We start from the raw sequence: 17483 nt of genomic DNA, 5'->3' as shown, positions 1-17483 counted from the left end.
ATGAGTTCACCCCGACGCCACCTCCCCGAACTCGTCAGGCCATCTGGCCTCCCTAGGTTGGTCGAGTCGCCGGTGCAGTGCCGGTCACCGTCATCCAGGAGGAACCATTCCCATGCGCACACCCCTGACTGCCGCGGCCACCGCCGCGCTCATCGCGTCGCTGGCGAGCCCCGCCGTCGCCGCGATGAGCCCGGAAGCTGGCTCCGCACCGTCGTCGAACGCTTCCGCCACGGCTTCCGCCTCAGCAACAGCCGGCATCAAAATCAACGAGAGCAACGGCTCCTTTGATCTACAGTCCCACCGCGGGGGCCGAGGAGAGTGGACCGAGGAGTCCCTGGCCGCGTTCGCCAACTCGCTGAAGCTGGGGGTGACCACCCTGGAGTTGGACACCCACCTGACCTCGGACGGCAAGGTCATCGTCTGGCACGACGACACCATCCAGGCAGACAAGTGCCGCGACACCGCGCCGGCTACGCCCGGGGACCCGCAATTCCCGTATGTCGGCGACCGGGTCGCGGAGCTGTCACTTGCCCAGATCAAGACCCTGGACTGCGGCTTCTCCCAGTTGAAGGGGTACCCGGAGCAGGACGTTATCGAGGGCAACCGGATCGCGGAGCTCAAGGACGTGTTCCAGCTGGTGCGCGACGCCGACGCCAAGAAGGTCCGCTTCAACATCGAGACCAAGGTGGAGGACGGCCGGTCCGGCGGCGAGGGCATGGTGGCGCTGACAAAGGCCGTGGTTACGGAGATTTATGCCGCCGGCATGGCCGAGCGCAGCACCGTGCAGTCGTTCGACTGGTCCTCGCTCAACCTGACCAAGACGCTCGCCCCGGAGCTCCCGCTCGCAGCCCTGTCCAGCGGCGAAGCCTGGCTCGAGGTCGGCAAGCCCGGCGCCAGCGCCAACCTCGGCGGCATCGACATCGACACCTACGGCGGGTCGCTCGCCAAGGCTGCGGCTGCCCAGGGCTACGACGTCATCTCCCCCACCTTCCGGTCCGTCACGCCCGGCATGATCACCGAAGCCCACGAGCTCGGCCTGCCGGTCATCCCGTGGACGGTCAACACGACGGCGGACATGGCGCGGCTGATGGACCTCGGCGTGGACGGCATCATCAGCGACTACCCCACCCGACTGCGCACGGTAATGGAAGAGCGCGGCCTGAAGCTCCCCAAGGCCTACTCGCCTCAGGCCTAGCAACACGACCACGGGGGCGGCCACTCAATGGCCGCCCCCGTGATCCGGACTAGCCCAGTTTTAGCCGGTGTCATCAGCATCCCGGTCTGCGCCGCCGTCCCGAGGGCGTCAAAGCTGGGCTACTCCGGCCAGCGCCGGTTCGTAGGCCTCCTGCGAGGCGGGTGACTTGGTCTGCGCGGTCGCGCTGGTCCTTTGGGCCAACTACGGAGGCGGCACCGAGTGGCCGCACCCGCGTTGGCATGGCCCTAGGGCCCGACGCGGTCTGGCAGTGTTACTTCAGCGCCGCCGGGCTAGGTGACATCTCGGCGGCTTGGCGCAGGGCCTCGATCATGCTGCGCACGTCCACGATGCCCTTGCCCGCGATGTCGAAAGCGGTGCCGTGGTCCACGGAGGTGCGGATCACCGGCAGGCCCACGGTGATGTTGACGCCGGCTTCGATGCCGAGGACCTTGACGGGGCCGTGGCCTTGGTCGTGGTACATCGCGACGATCAGGTCGTAGTCGCCGCGGCCAGCCAGGAAGAAGGCGGTGTCGGCCGGGAGCGGGCCTATGGCGTTGATCCCGTCGGCCTGCAGCTTCTCGATGGCCGGGGTGATCTTCTCCGCTTCCTCGCCGTAGCCGAAGAGGCCGTTCTCCCCCGCGTGGGGGTTGATGGCGCAGACGCCGATCTTCGGGTTGGCAATACCCGCGCGCTGCATGGCGCTGTGGCCGCGGCGGACGGTGCGCTCCACCAGGCCGGGCTCGATCTTGTTGACCGCATCGATCAGGCCAATGTGCGTGGTGACATGGATGACCTTGACCTTGGGCGTGGACAGCATCATGGACACTTCCTCGATCCCCATGAAGTGCGCCAGCAACTCGGTGTGGCCCGGGAAAATGTGCCCGGCCTTGTGCAGCGCGGCCTTGTTCAGCGGCGCGGTGCAGATCCCCTGCACCTTGCCCTTCATGCCGAGCTCGCAGGCGATCCGGATGTAGTGGTACGCGGCGTTGCCCGCCACCGCAGACTCCACACCCCAGGGCAGATCGTGCGGCAGCAGCTTCGGATCAATCACGTTGATGCGGCCCGGCTCGAACACGGCCTCGGCGATGTCCTGGATCTCCACGATGTTTGCCTCGATGCCGAGAGCCTTGGCACCGAGTTCCAGCCGGTACACGTCCCCGATGACCACCGGGCGGCAGTCCCGGTAGGCGTTCTCGGCCACCAGCGCGCCCACTGTCACTTCGGGGCCGACGCCGGCGCCGTCGCCCATGGTGACCGCAATGAAGGGTCGGGTGTCCTGTTCGGTCGCATTCAACGCTGAATTCATTGCTTCTCCAGAGGGATCGGAAGGGTCGAGTGGTTTTGATTTGCTCAGGCCGGCCGCGTTGGTTGTCCGGCGGCCGTGGATTGCGGAAAAGAGTTGCAGCAGGGCCAGGTCATCGCCGAAGCTCCCGGGTTTGGTGCCGACCAGCCTGCCGTCGTCTGCCAGGCTGACCACGGCCCCGTGTTGGACGGCTTCCAGCGGCTCCAAGGTGCGGATGCCGAGGATGTCTAATACCTCGCGGGCGGTCTCGCCGCCGGTGAGGATGAGGTGGGGAAGCGGGGCGCCGGCCACCCCGGTGTCGATGGCGGCGGACACAAAGCGTGCCAGGTTCCGGACGATCCCGCCGGCCTCCCGGGGATCCACGTGTTCGGCCATGACCGTCAGGACCACGGGTTCGCCGGACGCCAGTGCCTCGCGGACGGCGTTGAGTTTCGGGTCCGCTGTCCCCTGACGCAGCTCCTCCGGGGTCAGCCCGACAAGCCGAAGACCGCCGGCCTGGAGCTCCCGCAGTTGCCTCCGTGCAGCATCCGAGGCGGAGCCGACGACGGCGAGCACCGGCCTTGCGGCCCCGCTCAGAGTTTGCACCGGGGTGCTCGAGTCCGGCGCAACAACCTGCGCATCTTGCGCATTGTGCGCAGACCCAGCCCCCAACGCCCGTGCAAGGACGTCGGCGATGCCGCCCGTTCCCACCAGAACGATCCGCCGACCACCGGCTTCAAAGCCCAAGCGTTTGAGGGCCTCGACTACGGATTCCAGGTCTGCCTCAGTTTCGCCGTCCGCTATCACGGTCGTGGGGACGCCTTGGGAGAACACGCGACCAAGGCTGGCGGCCAGATCCGAGGAGCGGACCGCGGCGAGATCCAGCTTGCCCAACTCGCCAGCCGACGTGCCCAGGACCTCCGCCACGTGCGCCGGCGGCGTCGAAGCCTCCGCCTGCCAGAGTGTGGTTTCGGCCAGCGGAACTGCGTCAGCATAAGGACGTCCGTCCACCACGGTCCGGCGCAACTGGGGCAGGGCGCCCGCAACGAGCACGTGGAAGCCGAGGCCAGTCAAGGCGCCGACTTCGGCGCCAACGTTGCCGCGCCAGAGCGAGTCGATCTTCTTGAAGAGCACCCGTTCTCCAGCCACATCTTGCCCGGCGAACGCCCGGGCCACTGCGGCTGCGGCGTCCTCCGGGGAGGATGCCCGCGAGTGGGTATCAACGACCACCACGTCGGAAATCTCGGAATCCCCGGAAGTGTCGGAGGAGGTGCCGGCATCCGCGAAGGAAGGTTCCAGCAGGATCCGCGTTCCGAACCCGTACTGGGCAAAGCACTGTGCAACCTCGGCGGCGCCGGAGAAGTCGTCGGCCTGTATAAGGACTGCCGCCATGTTCCCTCCTCCCTGAAGTGCGTAGCTGAAAGCGCTGATGAATGAAAGAAATCCCGTACCCACCGAGCAAAGTATCTAGCGGGGCTGTGTTCCCATGATGGCACAATTGCGCGGATCGCGCTAGATGTATTGCGCAAATCGCGCAGTCGTGGCAAAGTGATGCATGTAACACGGCGCAAGGCCATCCGGCCGCCAGCCGTCCCTTTCTACCCGAGAGGTCAACGATGACCGTTCTTCCTCAAGGAAGTGAGATCTCCCGCCGCCGCCTCCTGCAGTTCGGCGCGCTGGGCGGGCTTCTCCTGGGCACAGGCACCATGGCCGGATGTGCCGGCCCCACCGGCCTGCCGGGCCCCAGCACCCTGACCCTGGCACTGAACCGATCCCTGGTCAGCCTGGACAACAAACTCAACCAGTTCGACGCCGCCGTCACCGTGCAGCGCGCCGTCCGCCAGGGCCTCACCGCGATCGGCCCCGAGACCAAGCCCATCCTGGTCCTGGCCGAGAGCTTCGAGATGACCACCCCCACGCAGTGGACCGTCAAGCTCCGCGAAGGCGTCAAGTACTCCGACGGCACGCCGCTTCAGATCGAGGACGTCGCCACCGCGCTCAAGATGTACCAGCAGGTCCAAGGCTCCTTCGTGGCCGGCTTCTTCCCCGAATTCCCCACCGTGGTCCCGGTTGATGACCGGACCTTCCGGATGGAATCCAAGAAACCCATCCCCATCCTGGACTCGCTCATGAGCATGATCCTGATCAGCCCGGCGGCCAAGAACAAGCCCGAGGAGCTGCAGGAAGGCGTGGGCACCGGCCCGTATGTCGTCACCAAGTTCAACCGCGGCGCCGGCACCTACAGCCTGCAGCGCAATGAGAACTACTGGGGCGAGGCTCCCAAGGTGGACAAGGTGGAGGTCCGGTTCCTCCCCGAGGAATCCAGCCGCGTCATCGCGCTGCGCAGCGGCGAGGTGGATGTCATTGACTCCATCACGCCCGACTCGCGCGAACAGCTGGCAGGACTTCCCGGCGTCGTACTTAAAGAAGCCTCCAGCCTCCGGCTGAACCAGATCTTCTACAACTTCCGCAAGCCGGCCGGGCACCCGCTGGCCGACCCTCGGGTCCGCGAGGCCCTCAGCTGGGCCGTCAACGGCGAGGCGCTGGTCCGGGACGTGCTGGTGGACTCGGTCAGCGCGGCCGAGGGCGTGGTGCCCTCCAGCTTGACCGGCTTCGCCAAGACCGGCACCTACAACTACGATCCCGAGAAGGCCAAGGCCACCCTGCAGAGCCTCGGCGCCGCCAACCTGAACCTCAAGATCATCTGGGAAACCGGCGAATTCGCGTCCGATACGTCCGTCATGGAGGCCCTCGCGGAGATGTTCGGCAACATCGGCGTCACCACCCAGCTTCAGCAGTTCGAACCCGGCGGCAACATCCTCGCCTGGCGCCAGGGCAAGGAAGGCGACTGGGACCTGCTGGGCAACGGCTTCAGCAGCCCCACCGGTCTGGCCATCACCATGATGCAGGGCATGTACGCCGGCACCGCGGAGAAGGAAAAGACCCGCGACACCTACCAGGGCTACGTGATTCCCGACGTGCAGGCGAAGGTCCAGGCGGCCTCCTCCGAAGTGGACCCCGTGCGCCGGCAGGAACTTCTCGCCGTGGCGCAGAAGGCCATCTGGGACACCTGGCCCTGCGCCTGGGCGTTCGTCCCCAAGTCCGTGCTGGCGCAGCGTGACCGGGTGGGCGGCCTGGAACTGGCACCCACCAACTCCTACCCGCTTGCCGACGTCCGGCTGGAGGCCTGAGTCATGACCAACTACATCCTCAAACGGCTGGGCCAAGGCCTGCTGACCGTGTTCCTCACCGTGTCCACCGTGTTCATCCTGATCCGGCTGGCCCCGGGCGACCCCGCCGTTTCCTACGCCGGGCCGCTGGCCACCACCGAACAGCTCGCCAAGGTCCGGGAGCAGTTCGGCCTGGACCGCCCCGTGCTGGAGCAGTACTGGATCTTCCTGCAACAACTGTTCAGCGGCAACCTCGGAACCTCGTACTCCTTCCAGGCACCCGCACTGCAGGTTGTCAGCGAACGCATGCCGTACACGCTCACCCTGGCCGCGGCGTCGATCCTCCTCACCGCCATCGTGGCCATCCCGCTGGGCGTGTGGATGTCCCGGCGCGCGGACACCCGGCGCGAATTCGGCGTCAACGTCCTGACCATCGCCGGGCAGTCCATGCCGGACTTCTGGACCGGCATCATGCTGCTCACCGGTTTCGCCGTGCTGATTCCGATCTTCCCGGCCTCCGGCTTCGCCACCTGGGGCGGCCTGGTCCTACCCACGCTCACCATCGCCATCCTGCAGATCGCCCTGATCTCCCGGATGGTGCGGCGCGAAATGACCACCAACTTCGCCGCACCCTACCTCACCGTGGCCCGCTCCCGGGGCGTCAAGAACTCAGTCCTGACCTGGCGCTACGCCATGGGCAACTCCGCCATCCCGGTGTTCACCGCCCTCGGCACCCGCTTCGCCGCCATGCTCAACGGCGTGGTGGTGGTGGAAGTGGTGTTCGCCTGGCCCGGCGTCGGCTCGCTGATTGTCCGCGCATTGGAAACCCGCGACTACCCCCTCATCCAGGCCACGGTCCTCCTCACGGCGCTGCTCGCCGTTGGGGTCCAGCTGCTGATCGACCTCGCCTACCCGCTGCTTGATCCCCGCGTTCGTCTTGGAAAGGCGGCAACATCATGAGCCTCGACACCGCAACCCCCACCGCCGACCTGCCCGAAGGCGGGGCGCCGCAGCGGACGCCCTCCCCCAGCGCCGTCACCAAGGCGCTGATCGCCAAAGCCGGGGCCACCCGGCGTCGTAATTCCGCCAAATGGAAGATGCGCATCGGCGCGCTCTGCACCCTGTTGGTCATCATCCCCATCCTGCTCGCGCAGCTGCTGCCGCTGCCGGACGCCAACTCCCAGGACCTCTCCGCCCGCCGGCTTCCGCCGCTGACGGACGGGCACCTGTTCGGCACCGACCAGCTGGGCCGCGACCTGCTCTCCCGGGTGCTGCACGGCGGCCAGGTCTCGCTGACCATCGGCGTCCTGGCCGTGGTGGTTTCCGGCGCCATCGGGATCATCCTCGGCGCGGCCGCCGGTTACTTCGGCGGCTGGGTGGACACCGTGGTCTCCCGCGTCCTCGAAGCCCAGATGTCCCTGCCGCTGCTGATGATGCTGCTGCTGGTGGTGGCCCTCTTCGGCCCCTCCATCCCCGTCATCACCTTCGTGATCGCCATCGCCCAATGGCCCGAAGTGGCCAGACTCACCCGGTCCATGGTGCTGGTGGAACGCGAAAAGCCGTACGTGGCCGCGGCCCGGATCCTGGGCCTGCACCGCATCCAGATCCTCATCCAGCACATCATCCCCAACGTCATCAAGCAGGCCACCCTGGTCGTCCTGCTCCTCCTGGCCCAGGCCGTGCTGCTGGAAAGCGCGCTCAGCTTCCTCGGCGCCGGCCCGCAGCGGCCGTTCGCCACCTGGGGCCGCATCATCTCCGACGGGCAGGACTACATCACCACCTCCTGGTGGATGGTAACGCTGCCCGGCCTGGTGATCGTCCTCATGGTGGTGGGCGTCAACCTGCTGGGCGACGGCCTCCGCGACCGTCCCCGCCGCAAGAAGAAGGGTGCCTGACATGAACGCAGCACATGCCGAACAGCCGCTCCTGGACGTCCGCGACTTCCAGGTGGAGCTGATCACCGACGGCGGCATCATCCGCGCCGTGGATTCGGTCAGCTTCAGCATCCACCGGGGGGAAACGGTCACCATCATCGGTGAGTCCGGTTCCGGCAAATCGACGACGGCGATGGGCCTCCTCCGGCTCCTGCCGGACGACCTCGCCGTGATCTCCGGAACCGTCCTGATCGACGGCGTCGACGTCACCAAGGACGCCAAGGCCATCGAAAAGGTCCGCGGCAGGACTGTGGCGCTGATTCCGCAGGACCCGATGACCGCGCTCAGCCCGGTCCACTCGATCGGCAACCAGCTGTCCGAGGCCATCCGCATCGCTGGGGCTGCCTCCTCCAAGGACAAGGACGCCGTACGCAAACGCGCCATCCGGCTGCTGGAACAGGTCCACATCCCCACCCCGGACGCCCAGCTCAAGAAGTACCCGCACCAGCTCTCCGGCGGCATGCTCCAGCGCGTCCTGATCGCCATCGCCCTCGCCAGCGAGCCGCAGCTGCTGGTCGCGGACGAGCCCACCTCCGCCCTGGACGTCACCGTGCAGGCCGGCATCCTGGACCTGCTGCTTGAACTGCAGGAACAACGCGGCATCGGCATCCTGATGATCACGCACGACCTCGGCGTGGCCCGGCTCATCTCGGACCGGATCCACGTCATGAAGGACGGCGCGTTCGTCGAATCCGGCGCGGTCCAGCAGATTGTGGAACACCCCGCCACCGAGTACACCCGCAGCCTGCTGGCCGCCGTGCCGGTCTTGGGCCCGTGGGACGAGACCCCGGCGGCAGACACCGCCCTGACCAGCACCGGAGCCAACCATGACTAAGCCGTTCCTGTCCGTCGAGAACCTCGTGGTGGACTACCACGTCCCCGGCGGGACCTTCCGGGCCGTGGACGACGTGTCCTTCTCGGTGGAGAAGGGCAAGACCGTCGCCGTCGTCGGGGAATCCGGCTGCGGCAAGTCCACCATCGCCAAGGCGCTGATGCGCCTGGTCAAGCCGACCAGCGGCCGGATCGATCTCGACGGCACCGACCTCGCGCCGATGAGCGAGGCCAAGCTGCGGCCGCTGCGCTCCAAGTTCCAGATGGTCTTCCAGGACCCGTACGGCTCGCTGGACCCGCACCTGACGGCCCAGGAAATCGTGGCCGAGCCGCTGAAGCTGCAGGGCGTCCGGTCCCGGGCCGAGCGGGAGAAGGCCGCGGCGAAGCTGATGGACCAGGTAGGACTGCCGCTCAATTCCCTGGACAAGCACCCGGCAGAGTTCTCCGGCGGCCAGCGGCAGCGCATCGGGATTGCCCGGGCGCTGGCGTCCAAGCCGGAACTGCTGGTCTGCGACGAGGCCACCAGCGCGCTGGACGTCTCGGTGCAGGCCCAGGTGCTCCGCCTGCTGAAGTCCATCCAGGACGAAACCGGCATCACCTACGTGTTCATCTCGCACAACCTTGGCGTGGTGCAGGAGATCAGCGATACCGTCATGGTGATGCGCAGCGGCAAGCTGGTGGAGGCCGGAACCACGGCCTCGGTCCTGACCACACCCAAGGAGGACTACACCCGCAAACTCCGCCGGGCAGCCCTGGATCCGGCCTCGATGCGCGGCCTAAAGCCGCGGCACCTGGTCTCGTCCCTGGCGCTGAAGTCCTGAACCTTCCTACTTTCAACTTGTATCCGAACCCCCAACCTCGAGGAATCAACGCATGAGCAAGCAGCCCGAAGGCACGCCAGTGGACGGCCTGAAGCTTCCCATCTCCCGGCTCGTCCTGGGCACCATGACGTTCGGCGACACCGCCGATGAGGCCACCGCCGGACGCATGGTGGACGAGGCGCTGGACGCCGGCATCACCACCATCGACACCGCCAACGCCTACGTCGGCGGCGCCACCGAGGAGATGCTGTCCCGCGTCCTCAAGGACCGCCGGGCCGACGTCGTCCTCGCTTCCAAGGCGGGCATGCCGCATCCGGACCACGGCCAGCACGCGCCGCTGTCCAAAGAGGGGCTGCGCAACAGCGTGGAGGGCAGCCTCCGCCGGCTGGGCACGGACAGCATCGACCTGTTCTACCTGCACCAGCCGGACCGGGCCACTCCCCTGCAGGAAACCCTCGGCACCGTGGCCGAACTCGCCGCCGAAGGGAAGATCGGCGCGCTGGGCGTGTCCAACTTCGCGGCCTGGCAGATCGCCGACGTGATCCATGTGGCCCGCGAGGTCGGCGCGCCGCGGCCGGTGGTGGCGCAGCAGCTCTACAACCTGGTGGCGCGACGGGTGGAGGAGGAATACCTCGAATTCGCCGCCACGCACCAGGTCCACACCATGGTCTACAACCCACTCGGCGGCGGCCTGCTGACCGGCAAGCACAGCTTCGAGGACAAGCCCTCCGAGGGCCGCTTCGGCGATTCCAAACTCGCCGCCATGTACACCCAGCGGTACTGGGACAAGCAGCTCTTCGAGGCCGTCACCGCCCTCGCCGAGATCGCCTCCGACGCCGGAATCACCCTCGCCGAGCTCTCGCTGCGCTGGCTCGCCTACCGCGACGGCGTCGGCTCCATGCTCCTCGGCGGCTCCAAGGTGGAGCAGCTGCAGGCCAACATCGCCGCCGTGGCCAAGGGACCGCTGCCCGCCGACGTCACCGCTGCGTGCGACGCCGTCGGCGCCGGACTCCGCGGCCCGATGCCCGCCTACAACCGCTGATCCCGCGCACCGCTCCCCCGAAGCTCTCCCCGAACCGAACTGAACCTCCCCGAACTGAAGGCAGACACGACATGACTTCCGAACTCGCTACCGAATTTGCCCGCAAGATCCGCGCCCGCGAACAGGCCGTCGGCTACTGGGCCGTCCTGGACGCCCCAGTCGCCACCGAGCGCATCAGCCGGCTGGGCTACGACTACGTGGCCCTGGACGCGCAGCACGGACTGCTCGGCTACTCGGGCGTGCTGAACGGTCTGATGGCCATCGACGCCGGGCACACCGCCGTCGGCATGGTCCGGGTGGAGGACAACAACCTCACCGCCATCGGCAAGGCGCTCGACGCCGGCGCCGTCGGCGTGATCGTGCCGCTGGTCAACACCGCCGCGGACGCCGCGGCCGCGGTTGCCGCCGCAAAGTACCCGCCGATGGGCGGCCGGTCCTACGGGCCGATGCGCTCGGCCCTGCGGATCGGCCCCGTACCGGCTGACGCCAACGCCGCCACCCTGGTGTTCGCCATGATCGAGACCTCGGACGGGCTGGCCAACGTCAAGGAAATCTGCGCGACGCCGGGACTGGACGGCATCTACGTGGGACCCTCCGACCTCGCCCTGGCCGTCGGCGCCGCCTTCCCCGGCGACCCCGCAATCGAGACCGAATTCAACGCCGCGTTGGAAGCCGTCGCGGAAGCGGCCGCCTCCGCCGGCATCGCCGCCGGCATCCACACCCCCGCCGGCGAGGTCGCGGCCCTCCGGCTGCGCCAGGGCTACACCTTCACCACCATCGCGTCCGACCTGACCCACCTGGAGCTGGTCGCCAAAGCCCACCTGGCCGCCGCAACCAAGAAGGACTGAACCGTGCCCGGAACCAACAGCACCGACTCCCTCAGCACCGCCTCCACTGCAGGTTCGGGCGCGGCGAGCGCCACGAGCGCAAGCTCGGGCGCCGCAAGTGTGGCGGGCGCCGGGTCGAGCGCCGGCTACAGCACCATCACGCCCGACGGTGCGGTCAAGGAAGCGGGCGGCGCCCTCTTCGCCTACCTGCCGGCGCCCACCGTGCAGAGCCACGCCGCCAACCTCCTGACCCTGCCGGACGGCCGGCTCGGCTGCGTCTGGTTCGGCGGCACCCAGGAAGGCGTGCCGGACATCTCCATCTGGTTCTCCACCCTGGAGCCCGGCAGCCGCCAGTGGTCGGCCCCCGATCAGCTCACCGACGACTCCACCCGCTCGGAACAGAACCCGATCCTCTTCACCACCCCCGGCAACGAGCTCTGGCTGCTGTACACCGCCCAGAGGGCAGGCAACCAGGACACCGCCGAGGTCCGCCGCCGCATCTCCCGGGACAGCGGCAAAACCTGGGGCCCGGTGGAAACCCTCTTCCCCGCGAACGAGACCGGCGGAGTGTTCGTCCGGCAGCTCCCCGTCGTGCTGCCGTCCGGCCGCTGGATCATCCCGATTTTCCGCTGCATCACCACACCCGGCGAGAAGTGGGTGGGCAGCAGCGACGACAGCGCCGTGATGATCTCGGACGACGCCGGCGCCAGCTGGACTGAGCATGTCCTCCCGGGCAGCGTGGGCTGCGTGCACATGAACATCCAGCCGGTGGCCGACGGCTCGCTGCTGGCCCTGTTCCGGAGCCGCTGGGCCGACTCCATCTACGAATCGCGGTCGTCCGACGGCGGCAGCACCTGGAGCGAACCCGTTCCCACCGAGCTGCCGAACAACAACTCCTCCATCCAGTTCACCGCGCTGGCCGACGGCCGGCTGGCCCTGGTCTACAACCACAGCCGCGCCGAAGCCACCACCGAGCGGCGGCTCTCCCTCTACGACGAGATCGACGACGACGGCCTCGCCGCCGAACAGGGCCAGCTTCCCGAGCCTGCGGCTGAGCCGGCGTCGGGCGGGTCCGCTGAGTCGGCGTCGAACGCGGCGTCTGCCAGCGCGACTGCCGGAGCGGGCGGGAACCGGAGCGCTTTCTGGGGCACACCGCGGTCCCCGATGACGCTGGCGATCTCCGAGGATTCGGGGCGCAGCTGGCCGATCCGGCGGAACCTCGACGTGGGAGACGGCTACTGCCTGTCCAACAACTCCCGCGACGGCCTGAACCGTGAGTACTCCTACCCGTCAATCCACCAGGGCCCGGACGGTGCGCTGAACATCGCGTACACCTACTTCCGCCAGGCCATCAAGTACGTCCGCGTGGATCCGCAGTGGGCGTACGAGGGCACCAGCACGCCAGGTGAGGCAACCGAGGCGGGAACGGACAGGGTGGACAGTGACCGCTGAACCGCATGCGCTTGTGACCGGCTGCAGCTCGGGAATCGGGCAGGCCATCACGGCGCGGCTGCTGGCCGACGGCTGGCGGGTGACCGGCCTCAGCCGCAGCGAGCCCTCCTTCGGGCCGGGCTTCCGGTGGCGGCACGCGGATCTCTCCGACCCCGCATCGCTGGCGTCCGGCGTCGAGGACCTGGCGCCGGTGAACGCCTTCGTCCACGCGGCCGGGTTCCAGCGGACCGCCGCGCTGGGCGAGCTGGATGCTGAGGCGCTGGACGGGATGTTCACCGTGCACGTGGCCGCGGCCAGCAGCCTGGCGAACGCTTTGGTTCCCCGGATGCCCGACGGCGGCCGGCTACTCCTGGTCGGCAGCCGTACGTCCACCGGCTCCCCCGGCAAGAGCCAGTACGCGGCGACCAAGGCGGCGTTGCTCGGGATGGGCCGCAGCTGGGCCCAGGAACTGGCACCGCGCGGCATTACCGTGAACGTGCTCTCGCCCGGGCCGACGGACACGCCGATGCTGGCCGATCCCGGCCGGGCCGCCACACCGCCGAAGCTGCCCGCCTTGGGCAAGCTGGTGGACCCGGAGGACGTCGCCGCTCTCGCCGGGTTCCTGCTGGGACCCCACGGGAAGTCCATCACCGGGCAGAACTACGTGATCTGCGGCGGCGCGTCGCTATGAGCCTGTGGAGCGGAGCCGCGCCTGTGAACCGGATCAGCCGCGGGCCGAATAGCATGAGGACAGCGACCAACCGATGGGCAGCGCCACGGATGCAGCAGCCGCCGAAGGAGAACCACCGATGACCACCGCCAAAGCCCGGCGCGAAGAGATCTACCACCTCGCCGTGACCACCGGTCTGGCGTCCGTGGAGGAACTCTCGCGGCACTTCCGGGTGACGGCGTCCACCATCCGCCGGGACCTCGCGCAGCTCAACGAACAGGGCAAGCTCGCCCGGACCTACGGCGGCGCGGTGGCCCTCGGCGCGCACCCGGAGCCGTCGCTGCGCCAGCGCACCGGCGAGGCCTTCGAACAGAAACAAGCCATCGCCGCCTGGGCGGCCTCCGAGGTCAAGGAAGGTGAGAACATCCTGCTCGACGGCGGATCGACGGTCGGTGCCATGGCGCACGCCCTGCGCGGCCGGGAGAACCTCTCCGTCACCACACCGGGCATCAACACGCTCCAGGAACTCGCAGACTCGCCCGGCATCCAGGTGGACTGCCTGGGCGGACGGCTCCGCGGCGTCAGCCAGACCTTCGTGGGTCCCCTCGCCGAGGCGGCCCTGGAGCGGATGAGTTTCGACCGGGTGTTTCTTGGCGCCGACGCGGTCACCGTGGAGGACGGTCTGTGCGAGGCGGACCAGGCCCAGACCCGGCTCAAAGAGCTGATGGCGCGGCGCGGCAACACGGTGTACGTCCTCGCGGATTCCACCAAACTCGGCAAGCGGCCGTTCCACGCCTGGGTGCAGCTTCCCGCCCCCTGGATCCTGGTCACCGATGACCAGGCCGATCCTGGCCAGGTGGAGCTGTTCCGGAACGCCGGCGTCACGGTGCAGCTCGTCGACGTCTCGTCCGCGCAGGCGGCTGCTTCCTGACTCTGCTGATTAGCCGGTTTGACGGGGCCTTCCCAGTAGGCTGAATCCCACAAGGAATGGACAGGGGGCCGACAGTGGCCGGAACGATGGTGGCCGGAACGACGGTAGCTGGAACGACAGTGGCCGAGGTGATGGCCGAGCTGGCCGCGCTCGAGGACCCCAAGGCCCGCGCGGTGAACGAGCGGCACGGTGACGATCACGGTGTGAACCTCGGCAAACTGCGCGCGCTCGCGAAGCGGCTGAAGACGCAGCAGGACCTCGCGCGCCAGCTCTGGGAGACGGAAGACACCGCGGCGAGGCTGCTGGCGCTGCTGATCTGCCGCCCGAAGGCGTTCGAGCGTTCCGAGTTGGACGTGATGCTGCGCGAGGCGCGCATCCCCAAGGTGCACGACTGGCTCGTGAACTACGTGGTGAAGAAGAACCCGCACGCCGAAGAGCTGCGCCTGGCGTGGTTCGCCGATCCGGATCCCGTGGTCGCGAGTGCCGGCTGGGCGCTGACCACCGAGCGCGTGGCGAAGAAGCCGGAGGGCCTCGACCTCGCAGGACTGCTCGACGTCGTCGAAACGGAGATGAAAGACGCCCCGGATCGCCTGCAGTGGGCGATGAACCACTGCCTGGCCCAAATCGGGATCGAGCACGCCGAGCACCGCGCCCGTGCACTCGACATCGGTGAGCGCCTGGAAGTGCTCAAGGACTACCCGACTCCGCCGGGCTGCACCTCTCCTTTTGCGCCCAGCTGGATCAACGAAATGGTGCGCCGACAGGGCGATAAGTAGGCGGGCTTTCCGGGTTACTCCGGTATGGCGCGTTACTCCGGAACGGCGCCAATCTGCTGCATAAGAGCCATGATGTCCGTGGCACCCCAGTGCTCGACCACTTTTCCGTCCTCGATGCGGATGATGTCGATACCGCTGAATTTAACACTGCGACCTGTGGCCGCGACTCCCATCAGTTCGCCCTGATGGGTTCCGGCCAACACCACGTACAGCGCCTCAAAATTTCTGTCCACGAGCGCCGGTTCCATGACGGTGGCTTTGAGATCCGGAAAGGCCGCCCGCATGGTGGTGACGAAGAAACCGACCCCATCCTTGCTGGGCGATTGTCCGGGCATGGGATCGTGATCGACAAAGTCATCACTCACCAGTTCATCGATGAGGGCCAGGTTTCCGCCCCCGACCACCTCCGTGTAAAACCGCTTGATCATTCCAGTCCCGTCAGGCATTTCCGACTCCTTATGAGGGTGAGACCGCAGCACAAGTTTCCCACCGCGGTCCTGGCACATCAACGGCTCACGCGTCCGCCGCCATAACAACTGGCCCGTGCTGGATGGGGGTGTCTGATAGACACTGCCACTGCACCCCCGGCCTGCGTAGCGTGGTGGACGTGGACAGAAAAGAAGAAATCCGTGACTTCCTGATCTCGCGACGAGCGAAGATCAGTCCGGAGCAGGCCGGCATCCCCAGCTATGGCGAGCTGCGCCGTGTACCGGGCCTGCGCCGGGAAGAAGTGGCACAGCTCGCCGGCGTGAGCACGGACTACTACACGCGGCTCGAACGGGGCAGCCTGCGCGGCGTTTCGGACGCGGTTCTTGAGGCTGTTGTCTCCGCCCTTCAACTTGACGAGGCCGAGCGGGCACACCTGATGGACCTGGCGAGGACGGCCAACGCGCCGTCGCGCCGGGCTCCCCGCCGGCCACCGCAGCAGCGGGTCCGTCCCGGGGTGCTGCGACTTTTGGACGGCATGACCGGCGTTGTCGCTCTGGTCCAGAACGGGCGTTCGGACGTGTTGGCCACCAACCTGTTGGGTCGCGCCCTGTATGCCGAGGTGTTCAAATCCGCCGTTCAGCCGGGGCCGGCCGCTCCGGGGCGGTTGCCGAATCAGGCCCGCTATCTCTTCCTGGATCCGGGGGCCGCCGACCTCTACCCCGATTGGCGCGCGATTGCGGCCACCACGGTGGCGATGCTTCGCTCGGAAGCGGGGCGGAACCCCCACGACCGGGCGCTGAACGAGCTGGTCGGGGAGTTGACCACGCGCAGCGGGCTGTTCGCCGCTTTGTGGGCGGGGCACGACGTGCGGATCCACACCACGGGGACCAAGCGCTTCCATCACCCGGTCGCGGGAGATTTGTCCCTGCAGTTCGAGACGCTGGCTCTTCCCGGTGACGAGGGCCAGACCCTGTTTACCTTCACCGCGGAGCGCGGCTCTGCTTCCGAAAATGCGCTGGCGTTCCTCGCCAGCTGGGCGGCGTCGCCGCCCGAAACTACCACCGCCGGCGGTCCTGCCGGTGGATCCACCGTCCCTGCGTTGCGCTCCCAACCTCGGCCGGGACAATCCCGAAAGACAGAACCAACACATGACTGAACAGAACACCACAACCGACCGGAACGAAAGCACCACCGGCAAGAAGGTCTGGTTCATCACCGGTGCCGGCCGCGGCATGGGAACCGACATTGCGAAGGCAGCCCTGGCCGCCGGCCACGCGGTAGTCGCCACCGGCCGCAACCCGGAGAAGGTCACCCAGGCGCTCGGCGGAAACGAGAACCTGCTGGCCGTGAAGCTCGACGTCACCGACCCCGCCGACGCGACCGCTGCCATCCAGGCCGCCGTGGACCGGTTCGGCCGGATCGACGTCGTGGTGAACAACGCCGGCAACTTCTACGCCGGGTTCTTCGAGGAAATTACCCCGGCGGACTTCCGGAACCAGATCGAAACCACCATGTTCGGGCCCATGAACGTCACCCGCGCGGCCCTGCCGGTGCTGCGGGCCCAGCGCTCGGGCCTGGTGGTCATCATCTCCTCGACCGCCGGCCTCGCGGGCGGAGAGTTCCTTACCGCTTACGCCGCCTCGAAGTTCGGCATTGAGGGCTGGGCGGAGTCCCTGGCCCCCGAAGTGGCCCCGTTTGGCATCCGCACCATGATCGTGGAACCGGGCTTCTTCCGCACTGAGCTGCTCACCCCGGAATCCACCAGCTACGCCGAATCCACTATCGAGGACTATGCCGAGCGCAACCGGCAGACGGTCACGGCTTGGCAGGGCATGGACGGACAGCAGGGCGGAGACCCGGCCAAGCTTGCCAAGGCCCTGATCGACCTGGCCGACATGGAGGAGCCGCCGCTGCGCTTCGCTGCCGGAGCCGACGCCGTCGGAGTGTTCGAGACCAAGGCCAAGCAACTCCAGGACCAGGCCGACGCCCACCGGAAACTCTCCAGCAATCTGGCACACGACGACGCCTAACGCCACTCATCGGCCCGGCCCGGGCCCCTGAACCAAAGGTGCGGCCGGCAGACCGGGCCCACCTCACTTCCACAACAGACCCGCGGGACGCTTATGGCTTTCGGCTGCCCAAAT

General features: G+C 67.8%; 16 protein-coding genes. 14 read left to right on the top strand and 2 right to left on the bottom strand.

Annotated features, from left to right (window positions below; all coding sequences use genetic code 11):
- Window positions 1–112 precede the first annotated feature (112 nt).
- Window positions 113–1195 (top strand): glycerophosphodiester phosphodiesterase family protein, encoded by a 1083-nt coding sequence (locus OM977_RS04425; RefSeq protein WP_264356324.1) that lies wholly within the window; start codon window positions 113–115, stop codon window positions 1193–1195.
- Between the two features lie 271 nt (window positions 1196–1466).
- Here OM977_RS04425 and pdxA read toward each other — a convergent pair whose 3' ends face one another.
- Window positions 1467–3869, bottom strand: coding sequence for a 4-hydroxythreonine-4-phosphate dehydrogenase PdxA (gene pdxA / locus OM977_RS04420; RefSeq protein WP_264356323.1), 2403 nt, complete (start codon window positions 3867–3869; stop codon window positions 1467–1469).
- A gap of 224 nt (window positions 3870–4093) precedes the next feature.
- Here pdxA and OM977_RS04415 point away from each other — a divergent pair, with 224 nt between their 5' ends.
- From OM977_RS04415 to OM977_RS04365, 11 genes are all read left to right on the top strand, one after another.
- Window positions 4094–5668 (top strand): ABC transporter substrate-binding protein, encoded by a 1575-nt coding sequence (locus OM977_RS04415; RefSeq protein ID WP_264356322.1) that lies wholly within the window; start codon window positions 4094–4096, stop codon window positions 5666–5668.
- Window positions 5669–5671: 3 nt separating this feature from the next.
- Window positions 5672–6607, top strand: coding sequence for an ABC transporter permease (locus OM977_RS04410; RefSeq protein ID WP_264356321.1), 936 nt, complete (start codon window positions 5672–5674; stop codon window positions 6605–6607).
- A complete protein-coding gene (locus tag OM977_RS04405; protein WP_264356320.1) occupies window positions 6604–7542 on the top strand; it encodes an ABC transporter permease in 939 nt (312 codons plus the stop codon). Before OM977_RS04410 ends, OM977_RS04405 begins: the two co-directional genes overlap by 4 nt.
- Window position 7543: 1 nt before the next feature.
- The gene (locus OM977_RS04400; protein ID WP_264356319.1) at window positions 7544–8416 is read left to right on the top strand and encodes an ABC transporter ATP-binding protein; all 873 of its coding nucleotides are present in this window, start codon (window positions 7544–7546) and stop codon (window positions 8414–8416) included.
- Entirely contained in the window at window positions 8409–9233 is an 825-nt protein-coding gene (locus OM977_RS04395; protein ID WP_264356318.1) for an ATP-binding cassette domain-containing protein, read from the top strand. Before OM977_RS04400 ends, OM977_RS04395 begins: the two co-directional genes overlap by 8 nt.
- A gap of 52 nt (window positions 9234–9285) precedes the next feature.
- Window positions 9286–10275, top strand: a complete 990-nt coding sequence (locus tag OM977_RS04390) for an aldo/keto reductase (protein WP_264356317.1) — start codon at window positions 9286–9288, stop codon at window positions 10273–10275.
- 71 nt (window positions 10276–10346) lie between these two features.
- Window positions 10347–11123 carry an HpcH/HpaI aldolase family protein gene (locus OM977_RS04385; protein ID WP_264356316.1) on the top strand — a complete coding sequence of 259 codons (777 nt, stop codon included), beginning with the start codon at window positions 10347–10349 and terminating at the stop codon, window positions 11121–11123.
- Between the two features lie 99 nt (window positions 11124–11222).
- Complete coding sequence (locus OM977_RS04380; protein WP_264357291.1) at window positions 11223–12554, top strand: sialidase family protein; 1332 nt, start codon at window positions 11223–11225, stop codon at window positions 12552–12554.
- A complete protein-coding gene (locus tag OM977_RS04375; protein WP_264356315.1) occupies window positions 12544–13224 on the top strand; it encodes an SDR family NAD(P)-dependent oxidoreductase in 681 nt (226 codons plus the stop codon). The genes OM977_RS04380 and OM977_RS04375 overlap by 11 nt, the downstream gene beginning before the upstream one ends.
- Window positions 13225–13342: 118 nt before the next feature.
- Complete coding sequence (locus OM977_RS04370; RefSeq protein WP_264356314.1) at window positions 13343–14134, top strand: DeoR/GlpR family DNA-binding transcription regulator; 792 nt, start codon at window positions 13343–13345, stop codon at window positions 14132–14134.
- Between the two features lie 86 nt (window positions 14135–14220).
- Window positions 14221–14910, top strand: coding sequence for a DNA alkylation repair protein (locus tag OM977_RS04365; protein ID WP_264357290.1), 690 nt, complete (start codon window positions 14221–14223; stop codon window positions 14908–14910).
- Between the two features lie 32 nt (window positions 14911–14942).
- Here the strand turns inward: OM977_RS04365 and OM977_RS04360 are convergent, their stop codons facing one another.
- The gene (locus OM977_RS04360) at window positions 14943–15356 is read right to left on the bottom strand and encodes an ester cyclase (RefSeq protein ID WP_264356313.1); all 414 of its coding nucleotides are present in this window, start codon (window positions 15354–15356) and stop codon (window positions 14943–14945) included.
- Window positions 15357–15517: 161 nt separating this feature from the next.
- Between OM977_RS04360 and OM977_RS04355 the strand changes: the two genes are divergently transcribed.
- A complete protein-coding gene (locus OM977_RS04355) occupies window positions 15518–16495 on the top strand; it encodes a helix-turn-helix transcriptional regulator (protein WP_264357289.1) in 978 nt (325 codons plus the stop codon).
- Window positions 16488–17369 carry an SDR family oxidoreductase gene (locus OM977_RS04350; RefSeq protein ID WP_264356312.1) on the top strand — a complete coding sequence of 294 codons (882 nt, stop codon included), beginning with the start codon at window positions 16488–16490 and terminating at the stop codon, window positions 17367–17369. Before OM977_RS04355 ends, OM977_RS04350 begins: the two co-directional genes overlap by 8 nt.
- Window positions 17370–17483: the final 114 nt, after the last annotated feature.

This window comes from Pseudarthrobacter sp. MM222 (assembly GCF_947090775.1).
Taxonomy (GTDB): Bacteria; Actinomycetota; Actinomycetes; order Actinomycetales; family Micrococcaceae; genus Arthrobacter.
The sequence above is the reverse complement of the archived record's forward strand: the minus strand, read 5'-3'. Positions and strand labels throughout refer to the sequence as shown.